General features: G+C 63.5%; 10 protein-coding genes and 1 tRNA gene. 7 read left to right on the top strand and 4 right to left on the bottom strand.

Annotated features, from left to right (window positions below; all coding sequences use genetic code 11):
* Positions 1-36: 36 nt before the first annotated feature.
* Positions 37-1629: a choline dehydrogenase gene (locus tag IVB47_RS03235; RefSeq protein WP_247459769.1), complete on the bottom strand. Its 1593-nt coding sequence runs from the start codon at positions 1627-1629 to the stop codon at positions 37-39.
* 96 nt (positions 1630-1725) lie between these two features.
* Positions 1726-3183 (bottom strand): coniferyl aldehyde dehydrogenase, encoded by a 1458-nt coding sequence (locus tag IVB47_RS03230; RefSeq protein WP_247459767.1) that lies wholly within the window; start codon positions 3181-3183, stop codon positions 1726-1728.
* 313 nt (positions 3184-3496) lie between these two features.
* Between IVB47_RS03230 and IVB47_RS03225 the strand changes: the two genes are divergently transcribed.
* Together IVB47_RS03225 and IVB47_RS03220 are read left to right on the top strand one after the other, a co-directional pair.
* Positions 3497-3573 (top strand) — tRNA-Met (locus tag IVB47_RS03225).
* A gap of 283 nt (positions 3574-3856) precedes the next feature.
* Positions 3857-4756, top strand: a complete 900-nt coding sequence (locus IVB47_RS03220) for an alpha/beta hydrolase (RefSeq protein ID WP_247459830.1) — start codon at positions 3857-3859, stop codon at positions 4754-4756.
* 143 nt (positions 4757-4899) lie between these two features.
* Here the strand turns inward: IVB47_RS03220 and IVB47_RS03215 are convergent, their stop codons facing one another.
* Complete coding sequence (locus IVB47_RS03215; RefSeq protein WP_027570125.1) at positions 4900-5391, bottom strand: hypothetical protein; 492 nt, start codon at positions 5389-5391, stop codon at positions 4900-4902.
* 291 nt (positions 5392-5682) lie between these two features.
* Here IVB47_RS03215 and IVB47_RS03210 point away from each other — a divergent pair, with 291 nt between their 5' ends.
* The 3 genes from IVB47_RS03210 (at position 5683) to IVB47_RS03200 (ending at position 10803) form a co-directional block, all read left to right on the top strand.
* On the top strand, positions 5683-8736 hold the full coding sequence (locus IVB47_RS03210; RefSeq protein WP_247459828.1) for an adenylate/guanylate cyclase domain-containing protein: 3054 nt from the start codon (positions 5683-5685) through the stop codon (positions 8734-8736).
* Between the two features lie 314 nt (positions 8737-9050).
* A complete protein-coding gene (locus IVB47_RS03205; protein WP_247459765.1) occupies positions 9051-10268 on the top strand; it encodes an OpgC domain-containing protein in 1218 nt (405 codons plus the stop codon).
* A 46-nt stretch (positions 10269-10314) separates the two neighbouring features.
* A complete protein-coding gene (locus tag IVB47_RS03200; RefSeq protein ID WP_247459763.1) occupies positions 10315-10803 on the top strand; it encodes a DUF2059 domain-containing protein in 489 nt (162 codons plus the stop codon).
* 47 nt (positions 10804-10850) lie between these two features.
* On the opposite strand, the gene IVB47_RS03195 is transcribed toward IVB47_RS03200, so the two are convergent.
* Positions 10851-12053 carry an ABC transporter substrate-binding protein gene (locus IVB47_RS03195; RefSeq protein WP_247362875.1) on the bottom strand — a complete coding sequence of 401 codons (1203 nt, stop codon included), beginning with the start codon at positions 12051-12053 and terminating at the stop codon, positions 10851-10853.
* A gap of 212 nt (positions 12054-12265) precedes the next feature.
* Here IVB47_RS03195 and IVB47_RS03190 point away from each other — a divergent pair, with 212 nt between their 5' ends.
* Together IVB47_RS03190 and IVB47_RS03185 are read left to right on the top strand one after the other, a co-directional pair.
* Positions 12266-13879 (top strand): acyl-CoA synthetase, encoded by a 1614-nt coding sequence (locus IVB47_RS03190; RefSeq protein ID WP_247362874.1) that lies wholly within the window; start codon positions 12266-12268, stop codon positions 13877-13879.
* A gap of 16 nt (positions 13880-13895) precedes the next feature.
* Positions 13896-14903 carry an NAD(P)-dependent alcohol dehydrogenase gene (locus tag IVB47_RS03185; protein ID WP_247459761.1) on the top strand — a complete coding sequence of 336 codons (1008 nt, stop codon included), beginning with the start codon at positions 13896-13898 and terminating at the stop codon, positions 14901-14903.
* Positions 14904-14940: the final 37 nt, after the last annotated feature.

The following is a 14940-nucleotide window of genomic DNA, read 5'->3' as shown; positions in this document are numbered from 1 at the left end:
CGCAATTGCGCACTAGGCCGGGACGACGAGGTAGAGTCACCGCATCTCCGCCCTGATCATATCCGCCGCCTTCTCCCCGATCATGATGGTCGGCGCATTGGTGTTGCCGCCGATCAATGTCGGCATGATCGAGGCATCGACGACGCGCAGGCCTTCGACGCCGTGCACCTTCAGCGCCGGATCGACCACGGCCATGGCGTCGGTGCCCATCTTGCAGGTGCCGACGGGGTGATAGACGGTGTCGACACGCGCGCGCAGGATGGCGCGGATGTCGTCATCCGTTCTCACATCGGATGTGAACATGTCCTTCTTCTGCAAAGCGCGCATCGCGGGCGTCTCCATCAGCCGTCGCGTGGTCTTGAAGCCCGCGACCATCGTCTCGAGATCCTCAGCCTCGCCCAAGAAATTCGGATCGATCATCGGCGCCGCCAGCGGATCGGCGCTTTTCAGCCAGACGCTGCCACGGCTCTTCGGTCGCAACAGGCAGACGTGGCACGAGAAGCCCGCCTCCTTGTGCTTCTTGCGGCCGTGGTCGTCGAGCATCGCGATGATGAAGTGCAGCTGGATGTCGGGCACATCGAGATCGGTTCGGGTTTTCAGGAAGCCGCCACACTCGGCGAAATTGGTGGTCATCAGTCCGCGCCGGTCCCCGCGATATCGCTGGATGGCGCGGAGGAGGGATGGCAGGCGGCCGAGCGATGAGTGGACGAAGTGCGGGTAGTCGGAGGCGTAGACGAACACGAAATCCGGATGATCCTGCAGATTGCGTCCGACGCCCGGCAGGTGATGCACGACGCCGATACCGTGCGCGGCAAGCGCCTCGCCGTCGCCGATGCCCGACAGCATCAGCAATTGCGGCGACTGGAAGGCGCCGGCGGCGAGGATCACCTCGCGGCGGGCGCGCAGCTGCTTTGTCTGCTTGCCCTGGACATATTCGATGCCGACCGCGCGCTCACCTTCGAACAGGATGCGCGTGGCATGCGCCTGCGTCTCGACACGCAGATTCGCGCGCTTGCCCATGTGCGGATTCACATAGGCGCGCGCCGCGCTCCAGCGCTCGCCATTGTGCTGCGTCACCTGGTAGCTGCCGAGGCCTTCGTGGTCGTCTTCATTGAAGTCCTCGCGGATGCGGAACTGTGCCTCGCAGGCGGCCTGATGGAAGATTTCGTGGATCGGATTGTCCGAGCGCAGCCTGTTGACATGCAGCGGGCCGCCCTTGCCATGATACGCGCCGTCGAAATCGGCGTTGTTCTCCGAGCGCTTGAAATAGGGCAGCACGTCCGCGTACGACCAGCCGGCATTGCCGAGCGAGGCCCAGTGGTCGTAGTCCCATTTGTTGCCGCGGATGTAGACCATGGCATTGATCGCCGAGGACCCGCCGAGCCCCTTGCCGCGCGGTTGATAGCCGATACGGCCGTTCAATCCCTTCTGCGGCACGGTATCGAAGCCCCAGTTCGCGACCTTGTATGGCAAGGCGAGTCCGAACGGTGTGGTGATCCGCCAATTGTCGTTCCGTCCGCCGGCATCGAGCAGCGCCACGGATGTCCCCGCATCCTCCGACAGCCGCCCCGCCACCGCGCAGCCGCCGGAGCCCGCGCCCACGACGACGAAATCGAATGTGTCCGTCACTGATGTTTCCCCCTTTATCGTCATTCCGGGGCGCGCGTAGCGGGAGCCCGGAATCTCGAGGTTCCGGGTTCGCTTCGCGCCCCGGAACGACTACCCCTACGACATGAACCGCATCACCTTCTCCAGCCGCGCGATCTTGCCGCCGTAGGGCGGATAGAGGTCGGCGAGGCGGTTGAATTTCGAACGATAGAACACCGGCTTCAGCTTGCTGAACGTGCGAAAGCCCCATTCGCCGTGATAGGCGCCGGTGCCGGACGCGCCGACGCCGCCCATCGGCTGGTTGATTTGCGCGAAATGAAAGAGGCAGTCATTGATGGTGACGCCCCCGGAGACGGTCCGCGCCAGCACCTCGTCGCGCGCAACGTGGTCCTTGCCGAACCAGTACAGCGCCAGCGGCCGGTCGCGGGCGTTGACGAAGGCGATGGCGTCGGCCGGCTCGCGATAGCTGAGCACGGGAAGCACAGGACCGAAAATCTCCTCCTGCATCACCGCCATGTCTGCGGTCGCGCCCGCGATCAGCGTCGGCGGGAATTTGCGGTGCGCCTTCCAGTTCGGATCGTCCGCCTTCGCCGGCTGCAGGATCTTGGCGCCGCGGCTTGCCGCATCAGCGACGAGATTTTCCAGCCGCGCATAATGCCGGTCGGAGATCACGGAGGTGTAGTCCTTGTTGGAGGGGTCGGTGCCGAACATGCGCCGCATCTGCGCGCGCACTTTTTCGGCGAAAGCCTGCAACGCGCGCTCGGGCACCAGCACATAGTCCGGCGCGATGCAGGTCTGCCCGGCATTGAGCAGCTTGCCGTAGGCGATGCGTTCGGCGGCCTCTTCGAGGTCGGCCGAGGCGTCGATGATAACAGGCGACTTGCCGCCGAGCTCGAGCGTGACCGGCGTCAGATTGCGCCCCGCGGCCTCCGCCACCAGCCGCCCGACCCGGGTCGAGCCGGTGAACACCAGATGATCGAACGGCAGCGATGCGAAGGCCTTCGCGATTTCGTCCTCAATGCCGGTGACGAGCAACTCCGCAGCGTCGAACCGCGCGGCGACCGTCTCCTTCAGCAGCGCTGAGAAATGCGGCACGAGCTCGCTCGGCTTGATGATGACGCGGTTGCCGGCGGCGAGTGCGCCGATGGCGGGCGCGAGCGTCAGCTGCAGCGGGTAATTCCACGGCGCGATGATGCCGACGACGCCGAGCGGCTGCGGCATCAGCCGGTTGCGCGCGGGCAGGAATTGCAGCGCCGTCGAAACGCGCTGCGGCGCCATCCAGCTCTTGAGGTGTTTCGTGGCATGACGGATCTCGGAGAACACCATCATGGTCTCGGCGATGGTGGTCTCGACCGTGCAGCGGTGGCCGAAATCGGCCGAGATCGCCTGCCGGAAGCGCTCCTCGTTGTCGGCGACGACAGTGCGCAGCCGCGCCAGCCGGTCGAGCCGCTCGGCAAGGCCGGGCGCCGGCTCGGCCCGCGACCGCGCGATCATGGCACGGAAGGTTTCCTCAACGGCCCGAAGCGGGGCGCTCGGCGGGGGGCGGTCCAAGGGGCGATCCAAGGCGTGGTCCATGGCATTCTCCCCCCTTGAAGTGGCGTTTCCGCCTGGTTTTGTGGCCGCAAGCTGGCCCCTTGTGGAACTTCTGGCAAGGGCGGGCCAAACAGGCCGCAAATTCGTCCACCGCGCTGTCATAAAGTCGAAAAAAACGTCCCCGCAGCCCTTTCCAAAGCCACCCCGGGTTGGTACATACCGCCCGCACCCAACGGGCTTTGCCCGGGGTTGCCTTCCAAGGAAGCCTTCGGGACGGACGAAGCAAGCCACGCGAACAGCGCCGGCCCTTCATTCACCGTCCCCGGCACTTTCACGAAGGCAAAGCAACGGTTAACGCGGGGTGGAGCAGCCCGGTAGCTCGTCAGGCTCATAACCTGAAGGTCATAGGTTCAAATCCTATCCCCGCAACCAAGTTCGGACCTTACCGGTCCCGATCCGAAAATGGCCCGCATAACGCGGGCCATTTTTGTTTTGGGGCGTCCTCGATCATGCATGTCCTGCTTTGGCTGAGCCTTGGTTCGTTCGGGCCAAAGCGCGTCTCGTCGCCATTGGTGGAGGTCCCGAACGTAAGCGCGATCAGTCCAGAGCATGCCGTCCGGGGAAGGAACCCAGGATGCCGCCGGGCGTCAACACGAGTCACCGGCGCGTCCGGTGCTCACTTGTTGGCTTGCCGTCGTTCGGAAGGAGAGGGCCAATGCAGTTCGAAGATTTCGAGGCCGCCGATGTTCGGGCGGATGAGACACGTATCTTCATCCGTCGCGCCGGTTCGGGGCCGGCCGTTCTCCTGTTGCACGGATTTCCGCAGACGCATCTGATGTGGCGCGACGTTGCGCCGGTGCTCGCGCAGAACTTCACGGTGGTCTGCGCCGATCTTCGCGGATATGGCCAAAGCGATTGTCCTCCCTCCAGTCCGGACCATACGCCATATGCAAAACGAGCGATGGCAAAGGACATGGTGTCCGTCATGACGAAACTCGGCTTCGACCGTTTTTCGGTCGCGGGCCATGATCGCGGTGGCCGTGTCGCCTATCGGCTCGCGCTTGATCACCGCGAACGCGTGCAGCGGCTTGCCGTCCTGGACATCGTTCCGATCGCCGATGCCTGGGAGCGCGCCGACAAGAACCTGACGGTCGGCTATTGGCCGTGGTCGTTGCTTGCGCAGCCTGAACCTCTTCCCGAGCGGCTGTTGTCGGCAGCCCCCGATGCCATCATCGACAATGCGCTGCATGGCTGGGGGTCTTCAGCTGGCAGCTTCAGTCCGGCCGTGCGGGCAGCCTATATCGACGCGTTGAGCGATGAGGCGCATGTTCATGCGATCTGCGAGGAATATCGTGCGGCCGCGACACTCGATCACGCGCACGATCTGGCGGACCGTCGTTCCGGCCGCCGAATTGACTGCCCTGTGCTCGTGCTCTGGAGCGGTCGCGGCCCTCTGAACGCGTGGTATGCGAGCGAGGGCGGCCCGTTGGGGCTCTGGCGGAGCTGGGCCGATGATTTGGACGGAAAGCCGCTTGATGGCGGGCACTTCTTCCCGGAGGAGCTTCCGCAGCAGACTGGGTACGAGCTGAACCGGTTTTTCGGAAGCGGCGGATAGGACCAGCGGCTTGGCCGTGCTGCTTCCTTCGACAGCTCTTGGCGAGCGCGAGGGCTGCCCCTTGGGGCGGGCGGCGATCGGAAGCAAACATTAAGCCCGCGCTAATGCGCAGGCGTAATGCGTACTTGCGTACTATCCGAAGCTCAGGGTCTGTGCGGACAGACCATCGTCAGATTGAGCAGCGTGGGCGTCTTGCTGTCTGCCTCGTACTCCCACTCCAGCCGAATCTCATGCCGGTCAGCGTCGCGATCGGCCGGCGCATGCGTGATGATATTGGTCTTCATCGGAATCGGAGGCTCCGAGTTGAAGCACTTCCGGACACAGGCATCGAGCAACGCGCATCGCGTCAGGGGGATCACGTCCGGCTCGTCCTTCGACAGCGGTGTGGTATTCGGTTGGAACGTGAGATCGACGCGAGCGCGGCCCTTCTCCTTCTGCCAGTGCTTCGCGCTTCCCTGCGGCCACTTGCTCTTCGGCGTCAAAACTAGGTGATATTGGCCGTATTCCAATGTCGGGAGGTGGATATTTTCCGAGGCCTTGAGCTTCTTTACGCTCTTCTTCATGTTCTCCAATGGGTAGTAGTTACCATTCATCAGGTCCTTAAATGGCTTACCCGTATATACTCTCATGCCCATGTATTTTGCCCCTCAATGAGTACTTGGCTTCCCCGGGAAATGTGCAGCTCCGCGAAGCTTGACGACCACAACACGAGCCTGGCGGCTCGTCATACGCAGCCTGTTTTTCGCGCAGCTTTCGGCAAGCTACCACCTGGGACTGTGAATCGTCCAGATCAGCAACCGGTTCGAGGATGTTTGCCCAAGATGAGCCGCATGCCCCGTTGCTAACCAGGTTTCCATAAGCGATCTTATTGCTTCGTTCGCAGAGGCCGACCGACGATGCCGCTGCAAGGCCTTGAAAGCACGGGAATGCATTGCGCGGCATGTCAGTCGACGATCGACCCTGGCGACAGCCGGTGTCCCAATTGCGGTGCAGGCGTGCAACGTTCCGATCCCGACAGCGAACGACGGTTCGTCACGATTTTACGAGCCGATGTGATTGATTCCACCGGGCTTGTTGCCGAACTGGATCCGGAGGAGGCGGTCTCGCGCCTGGAGCCGGCCCTGGCGTCCATGAGAGGCGCGGTTCGGCAGTTCGGCGGCATCGTCAGCAAGGAGCTGGGCGATGGGCTTGCCGCGGTGTTCGGCGCCCCGATCGCGGATGACAATCATGCCCCGATGGCCTGCCACGCCGCGATCGAGCTCGTCCGCCGCGTCGCAAGCCTGGGTGACCCCGGACTTCAGGTGCGGGTCGGTCTCCACTCTGGCCATGTCGTGGCCTACATGGTCGCCAGCGAGTTCTCCAAGGTTTACGAGATCGGGGGCGCCGCCCAGCATCTGGCCGCGCGGTTGGAGGCGGCGGCAGAGGCGAATCAGATCTACGTCTCGGAGGCCTGTCAAAAGCTCGCCGAGGGACATGTCCGGTTCGAATCATTGGGCGACAAGTCCCTGCGCGGCTTCAATCAGCCCGTGCCGGTCTACCGGATCGTGGGCGCGAGCGACCTGTCGAGCTGGCGGGTACGGCGGGCGCGTAGCGTTTCTCGCTTCGTCGATCGCACGATTGAGCGGGCTCTGCTGGAGCGCACCTCCGGAAACGCCAGGACAACCCGGCAGAGCGTCCTGCTGCTGGGCGATGCGGGTATCGGAAAATCGCGGCTCGCGCACGAGTTTGCCCAGCAGCTGAGAGCGGATGGCTGGCGGTTGATCGATGCGGAATGTAGCCCGAACCTCCAAGGCGCGCCCTTCAGCACGCTCAAGCGGATCTTGCTCTCGATCCTGGAGGGGACAGCAAGACATCCCGGCAGTCCAAGCGATCCTCGGGACGATCTGCCGGCGATACAACAGTGCGCCCTCGACGCAGTGCTCGACCTACCGATATCGAATCCGTACTGGGACGAGCTGGAGCCTCACGCACGGGGACAAGCGATCGCAGACGCAAGCTGTGCCCTCGTTGGAAGCCTGGCCCATCGCCAGCCAACGGTAGTCTTGCTCGAGGATCTGCACTGGATTGACCGTGCGAGCGATATCGTCGTAGCCGCCGTTGCGTCGCTACAGGCGCCCGGTCTTCTCGTGCTGTTCACCTCCCGGCCGAATGGCATGCCGGTCTGGATCGCGCGCTGTCACGCCGAGATCGTCGCGATGCGGCCCCTCGACGACGATTCGGGGTTGGCCATGCTGGCAGACATGCTTGGCTCCTCGGAGACCAACGCCGATTTGAAGAGCCGGATCATTTCTCATACTGCCAACGTTCCCCTGTTCATCGAGGAGGTCTGCCGCGGGTTGAAGGATAGCGGCACGCTGCGTGGCCAATGGGGCGATCTTGCGCTCGTGCGTCCGATCGACGAACTCGGCATTCCCAGCAGCATCCAGGGCGTGATTGCAGCGCGCCTCGATCGGGTATCGAAGCAAGAACGGTCCATTCTGCAGATCGCCGCCACTTTGGGGCCGAGATCGAACGAAGCCTTGCTTGAAAAGATCGCGGCCCTGTCTCGTGACGTTCTCCAGGGGTGCCTCGCGGCGCTCGATCGCGCTGAGTTGCTTGTCAGGATCGATAGCGAATTGGAGAATTCCCTGGAATTCCGGCATGAGATGGTCCGGCAGGTCACCTATGACTCGATGGTCGAAAAGGTACGCGAAGACATCCATGCGCGCGTTCTTTCGGCCCTGGAGGACAGCGAAGGCAGTGCCGACGATCCCGACAAGCTCTGCTACCACGCCACGCGGGCGAAGGATTGGGACAAGTCGTTCAGCTATGGCAGGGCTTCGGCGAGAAGATGTCTGGCGCGGTCGGCATTTGCCGATGCGGCTGACTATTTCGAGGTAGCCATGAGGTCTTTGGACATGATGCCGGCGAATCCCTTGAGGGAGGCGAGCGCCGTGGATGTTCGTATCGAGGCGCGTGCGGCATTCATTGCGTCTGGCCAGATTGCCGAATGGCTCAACCTCGGCAAGGAGGCTGAGCGTCGCGCCGATGCGATCAACGACATCGGACGGAAGGTGGCGGCCATGACGGTCATGGCGGCTGCACAAAACTTCTACGGCACGCCCATCGAAGCGATCACCCTCGGTGAGCAAGTCGCGCACCTCGCGGAGGAGTGGGGTAATCCTGGATGGCTCAATGCCGCGCACTACGGGCTCGGACAGGTGTATTTTCTTGCCGGGCGCTACCGTGAAGCTGATCGATTTTTCGCCCGGAGCTGCGCTCAGCTGATGGGGCCGGAGCCCAGCGCGCCTTTCGGCTCGACACCGAAATACGCATTGTTGCTCTGCTGCATGATGAGCAGCATTACCCACACCGTCATGGGCGAGCTCGATGCCGCCGAACAACTTCAGCAACAGGCCGCGGAGATCGCGGGGGAGACGGGCCGGCCCTATGACCGCGTCGCCGCTGCCTATAGCGGCGGCTGGCTGATGCTCGGCCGCAACGAGCCGGCGGCGGCCGCGGCCATCCTCGAGGACGGTTTTGTCCTGGCGCAGAAGCACGGCATCCGGCTGTTCGTGCCGGTGCTCGGCTGTCACCTCGGCATGGCCTATCTGGAGCAGGGGCTGTTCGACCGGGCGCGCGGCATGCTGACGGAGGCGCGTGAGGAGGCCAAGGCGGTCGGCTATACCTCGGCGGTGCTGCGCAGCTCGATCTATTTGGCGCTCGCCACCCATCGCCTCGGCGACGTCCAGGCCGCGCAGAACATGCTGCGCGAGGCGCGCAACACCGCGCGGCAACAGGGGTTCTCCGGCCTGGAGGCGGAGGCCCTGTTCGGCGAGGCCGTGGTGACGCCGCCGTCGGATCCGGAGGCCAAGGCGGCCATCCTTGGCGCCCTGCGCGCGACCATCGCGATCGCCGCCGAGAGCGGCGCGCTGCCGCTGCGGCACAAGGCCGAGGCGATGCTCAACGAGATGCAGGCGACGGGCGACGAGCTCAGCTGACGGCAGCGGCGGCCGGGCTGCCATCGCGGCCGAAATCTGCCCGACGCGTCAAATAAATTCAGCAGGCGTCGCAATGGGTTAGCTACTGTGCATGGGGTTGTTTTCGCCCTTTTATCTTGAAGGGCCCTTCATGGCGCGGCGCAGAGGACGGCACGCTGGTGCGGCCCGCTCCGATGACTATGCCCTTGCACGCGCAGCAAGGTCGGCTACCGTCGGCCCTGGCCGCACGGCCAGGCGACTTTTGATTTCAATTTTTTAGCATTCGATTTTCCGGCGCCGCGACGGCGCGACGCCCACCGAAACGAGGCGGGGCCATGATCACACGGGACCAGTCAGCGCTGCTCGCGCCGGTCGAGCGCGACCTGCGGCTCGATCTCTTCCGCGGCATCGGTCTGTGGATGATCTTCCTCGACCACATCCCGCACGACGTCGTGGCCTGGCTGACCTTGCGCAATTACGGCTTCAGCGACGCCGCCGAATTCTTCGTCTTCATCTCCGGTTATCTGGTCGGCTGGATCTACGGCCCGATCGTCGCGGGCGGCTGGTTTGCCGCCGCGCTGAAGCGGCTGTGGCGGCGCGCGATCGAGATGTATGTCGCCCACATCATGCTGTTCCTGCTGTTCACGGCGCAGATCGCCCGCACCGCGCGCCGCTTCGACAATCCGATGTACGAGCACGAGTTCAACGTGTTCAATTTCCTGTCGCATCCGGACGAGCTGATCGGGCAAGCGATCCTGTTGAAGTACAAGCCGGTCAATCTCGACGTGCTGCCGCTCTACATCACGCTGGTGTTCGCCTCGCCTTTCATCGTGTGGTGCCTGGTGCGGCGGCCGAACCTGACGCTCGCCGCGTCCGTGGTGCTCTACGTGCTGGCGCGCTGGTTCGACTGGAACGTCGCCTCCTATCCGCCCGGCACGCACTGGTACTTCAACCCGTTCTGCTGGCAGCTGATGTTCGTGTTCGCGGCCTGGTGCGGCATCGGCCAGATCGACAAGATCGCGAAATGGGTGTGGTCCAAGGCGGCGATGGCGCTGGCTGCGGCTTGGCTCGCCTTCGCGCTGCTGATCGTGATGACCTGGCACGTCCCCGTGCTCGAAGCCCTGATCCCGAAATGGATGATCAAGGCGATCTACCCGATCGACAAGACCGACCTCGACATGCTGCGCTTCACGCATTTCCTGGCGCTGGCGATCTGGGTGACGCATCTCATCTCGCGCAAATGGCGGACCCTGCACGGGGCCTGGCTGCGCCCTGTGATCCTCTGCGGCCAGCATTCGCTGCCGATCTTCTGCCTCGGCGTCTTCCTGTCGTTCTCGGCGCACTGGATCCTGACGCAATACACCAAGGGGGTCTGGGAGCAGCTCGCGGTCTCCGTCGTCGGCATCGTCATCATGATCGCAGCCGCCTGGCTGCTCGACCGGGCCGGACGGGTGCCGAACCTGTTCGTGAAGGTGACGGAGATCGAGGAGGCCGACACCGTCCTGGAAAGCGCGCCCGCGGACAGGTCTGCCGTGGCGCCCGCGGGTCATTGAGGTTCGCCGGCCTGTATTTTGGCGGAGAGATCCAACGGAGAAGTTCATGTCCAGACTTGTGTTGACGATCGCCGCCGCCCTCCTGCTCCTGATTTGTGGTGCGTCGGCGCAAGCACCGTCGCCGGAGGCGATGAGCGCGGCGCGCAAGCTCGTGGTCACCTTGAAGATCGCGGACCAGTATCGCGCGCTGTTGCCGCAGCTCCTGCTCAAGCTGAGGCCCGTGGTCGCGCAGGACAGGCCTGAGATCGAGCGCGACTATGACGCGGTGACGGCACCCGGTTCCGAGATCTACACCCCGGCCCTCAACTCGATGGTCGATCAGGTCTCAGCCCTCTATGCCCAGAGCTTCAGCATCGACGAACTGCGTCAGATCGAGGCTTTCTATGTCCAGCCGGCCGGGAAGAAGCTTCTGGAGAAGTCCGATGCGCTGGCGCAGGCAAGCGCGCAGATCGGCCAGGACCTCGGCCAGAAGACGGCCGACGAATTGAAGCAGCGCCTGATCGAGGCGCTGCGTCAGAAGGGGCACAAGCTCTGAGCTTACCGACAGGGCTCGCGACCCTATACCTTGTCCGTCCTGCTGGCTCACTTCACAAGAGGGCAGCCGCCGTCCTTCAGGGGCCGGAAGGCCTGGTCGGCAGCGACTTCGGCGAGCAGCTTGTAGTAGTCCCACGGGCCCTTGGACTCCTCGGGCTTCTTCACCTGGAACAGATACATGCTGTGCACCATGCGGCCGTCTTCGCGTAAGCTGCCGTTGTCGGTGAAGGCATCCTTCACCGGCAACTCGCGCATCTTGGCCATGACGGTTTTGGTGTCCCTTGTGCCGGCGGCCTGCACCGCCTTCAGGTAGTGCAGCGTCGCGCTGTAGGTCGCCGCCTGGTTCATCGTCGGCATGCGCTTGACGCGCTCCATGAAACGCTTGCCGAAAGCGCGGGTCTTGTCGTTGAGGTCCCAGTAATAGGCCTCGGTGATGATCAGTCCCTGCGCGAGCTTCAGCCCTAAGCTGTGCACGTCGGAGATGAACATCACGATCGCAGCCAGGTTCTGGCCGCCGGCGACGATGCCGAACTCACCGGCCTGCTTGATTGCGTTGATGGTGTCGCCGCCGCCGTTCGCAAGCCCGATGATCTTGGCCTTGGAGGCCTGGGCCTGGAGCAGGAAGGAGGAGAAGTCCGCGGTGTTTAGCGGATGCTTGACGCTGCCGAGCACCTTGCCGCCCGCGGCCCTCACGACGTCGCCGGTGTCGCGTTCGATCGAATGGCCGAACACATAATCCGCGGTGAGGAAAAACCAGCTGTCGCCGCCGTTCTTGACGATGGCGCTGCCAACCGTGTGTGCGTTGGAATAAGTGTCGTAGGTCCAGTGCGCGGTGTAGGGCGAGCAGGACTTTCCGGTAATGTCGGAGCTCGCCGCATCCGTCACGATCATGATCTTCTCGTACTGCTTCGACAGCTCCATCACCGCGAGCGCGGTGGCGGATGTCGGCAGGTCGATGATCATATCGACGCCTTCGGTCTCCCACCACTTTCGCGCGATGGTCGAGGCGACATCGGGCTTGTTCAGCACATCGGCGCTGACCATGTCGATAGGCTTGCCGAACATCTGCCCGCCGAAATCCTCGATCGCCATTTTGGTGGCCTCGACATTCCCCTGGCCTCCGATGTCGGAATAGACCGAGGAGAAGTCGGAGAGCACGCCGATCTTGAGCGGCGCCTGCTGGGCGAGAGACGGGCTGATCAGAAACGCAGTCAATCCGGCCGCTAGGGCGGCACGCATAATTCGGCACATGGCATTTCCCCAAACTCTATCGTTGGTGCACGAGGCTAGATTTGCCCCCCTGAAGCGTCAACTCTTGCGTAACGGCGCCGCGCTCGCTGGCTGATTTGACGCGGCCGGTTGCCCCGACTACGCTTTTGCAGAGAACAAGAAGCGGGTGAATGCGGTGGCCTGACCTGTGCTCAGGCGGCCCTCACGAAGAGAAAAAATCCAGGGGAACGGAAATGACCGGCGATATCGCAGCCACCATCTCGAAGGCCCGCGAGCATTCCATCGGCGACCTTCTGCGCCGCGCAGCGGGTCGCGATCCTGGCAAGCTCGCGGTGAGCTGCGGCCACGTGAGCTGGACCTTTGCCGAGATGGACGCGATCTGCAATCGGCTCGGCCGCGGCCTGCTTGGCCTCGGCGTGAAAAAGGGTGACCGCCTCGCCGTGCTCTCGCGCAATTCGCACGCCTTTGCGGCGCTCCGGTTCGCATTGGCCAGGATCGGTGCGGTGCTGGTGCCGATCAACTTCATGCTCAATCCGGACGAGATCAATTTCATCCTGAAGAGTTCCGGCGCAAAGCTGCTCGCGGCCGGCCCTGATTTCGTCGAGTCCGCGCGCGCGGCCAGCGCCAGGGATTGCGCGGTCGAGAAGATGATCTGGCTGCCGGGTGAGGATCCTGCCACGGCGCCCGCGGGCCTCACCAGCTTCGACGATCTCCTCAGCCCAGACGGCTCGTACCTCGAGGCGTCGGTCGACAGCCGGGATCTCGCACAGATCGTCTACACCAGCGGCACGGAGTCGCTGCCCAAGGGCGCGATGCTGACCCATGAAGCGGTGATGTGGCAGTATGTCAGCTGCATCATCGACGGCGGCATGACCGTGGACGACAAATTCCTGCACGCGCTTCCGCTCTATCATTGCGCGCAGCTCGATGTGTTCCTGGGGCCGCAAATCTATCTCGGCGCCTCCGGCGTGATCACGGACAAGCCGACCGCCGACAACATTCTGTCATTGATCCAGACGCACAGGATCACGTCGTTCTTTGCGCCGCCGACGATCTGGATCGCGATGCTGCGCTCGCCCAATTTCGACAAGACGGATTTGTCGACCTTGCAGAAGGGTTATTACGGCGCCTCGATCATGCCGGTGGAGGTGCTACTCGAACTCCAGCGCCGCCTGCCCAGCGTGAAGTTCTGGAACTTCTACGGCCAGACTGAGATCGCGCCCCTCGCAACCGTGCTGGGTCCTGCGGACCAGCTGCGCAAGGCCGGCTCTGCCGGCAAGCCCGTGCTCAATGTCGAGACCCGCGTGGTCAATACTTCAATGGAGGATGTGAAGGTCGGCGAGGTCGGCGAGATCGTGCACCGCTCGCCGCATCTGCTCTCCGGCTATTACAACGATCCGGTCAAGACGGCGGCGGCGTTCTCCGGCGGCTGGTTTCACTCCGGCGATCTCGCTACCGTCGATGACGAGGGCCACATCACCGTGGTCGATCGAGTCAAGGACATGATTAAGACCGGTGGCGAGAACGTCGCGAGCCGCGAGGTCGAGGAGATGGTCTACCGCATCCCCGCAGTGTCCGAGGTAGCGGTGGTAGGCCTGCCCGATCCGCGCTGGATCGAGGCAGTGACTGCGATTGTCGTGGTCAAGAGCGGCGAGAAGCTCGACGAGGAATCCGTCATCAAGTATTGCGCCGGCCAGATGGCGCATTTCAAGGTGCCCAAGCGCGTCATCTTCGTCGATGCCCTGCCCAAGAACCCGAGCGGCAAGTTGCTCAAGCGCGAGCTCCGCCAGCGCTTCGTCGGCGGCGAAACGCTCGACAAGGCGATCCAGAAGAATTTTGGGACCTGACGCGGAGCGCCCGACCATGAAAGTCTGGCAAATCGCGCGGGACTGGTCGATCGAGGGAATGGAGCTCGCCGATCTACCCGAGCCCATGCCCGGTCCGGGGCAGGTCGCGGTGCGCATGCGGGCGGCATCGCTGAATTATCGCGATCTGCTCACGGTGCAGGGCAAGGGTGGCGTCACCAGATTGCCGCTGATCCCGTTCTCCGATGGCGCCGGCGAGGTGATCGCCGCCGGCGACGGCGTTTCCTGCGTAGCAGTCGGGGACCGCGTCTGCCCGATGTTCTTCCAATCGTGGATCGACGGAGCGGTTTCAGCCGCGAGCCGGCGCTACGCGCTCGGTGGCACGCGTCCGGGTGTGTTGCAGGAAGTCATGTTACTGGACGCGGAGGGTGTCAGCCGCATTCCGTCGCATCTCTCTTTCCAGGAAGCGGCGACGCTGCCTTGCGCCGGGCTAACCGCCTGGCGCGCACTGTTCGAGGAAGCCAAGGTGAAGCCCGGCGACACCGTTCTGGTGCAGGGTACCGGCGGCGTGTCGATCTTCGCATTGCAATTTGCCAAACTTGCAGGCGGGAGCGTGATCGTAACGTCATCGAGTGACGAGAAGCTCGAACGCGCTCGTGCGCTTGGTGCCGATCACACGATCAACTATCGCTCGGTTCCTGAGTGGGGCAAGGCCGCGGCAGAGTGGACCGGCGGCGGCGTCGACCACGTCGTCGAGGTCGGCGGCAAGGATACGTTCTCGCAGTCACTCGAGGCGGCGCGGATCGGCGGTACCATTCTGGTGATTGGCGTGCTCTCCGGCTTCTCGCAGCAGATCGCGATTCCAAGCCTGTTCTCCAAGAATTTGCACGTCATCGGCCTTTCTGTCGGCAGCCGCCGTATGTTCGAGGGTATGACGGGAGCGATTAGCCGCAATGGCATGAAGCCGGTGATCGGCCGCAGTTTTGCCTTCGATGCCGTGGGCGACGCGTTGCGGTTGATGCAGCAAGGCGGCCATTTCGGCAAGATCGTGGTGGAGTTTGGTTGAGCAGAATTCGGCGAGAGCTGCAGCGCGCAACTCGTCC

The organism is Bradyrhizobium sp. 62 (assembly GCF_023073035.1).
Taxonomy (GTDB): domain Bacteria; phylum Pseudomonadota; class Alphaproteobacteria; order Rhizobiales; family Xanthobacteraceae; genus Bradyrhizobium.
Note: the sequence above shows the minus strand (reverse complement) of the source record. Positions and strands in the feature narration are given on the sequence as shown.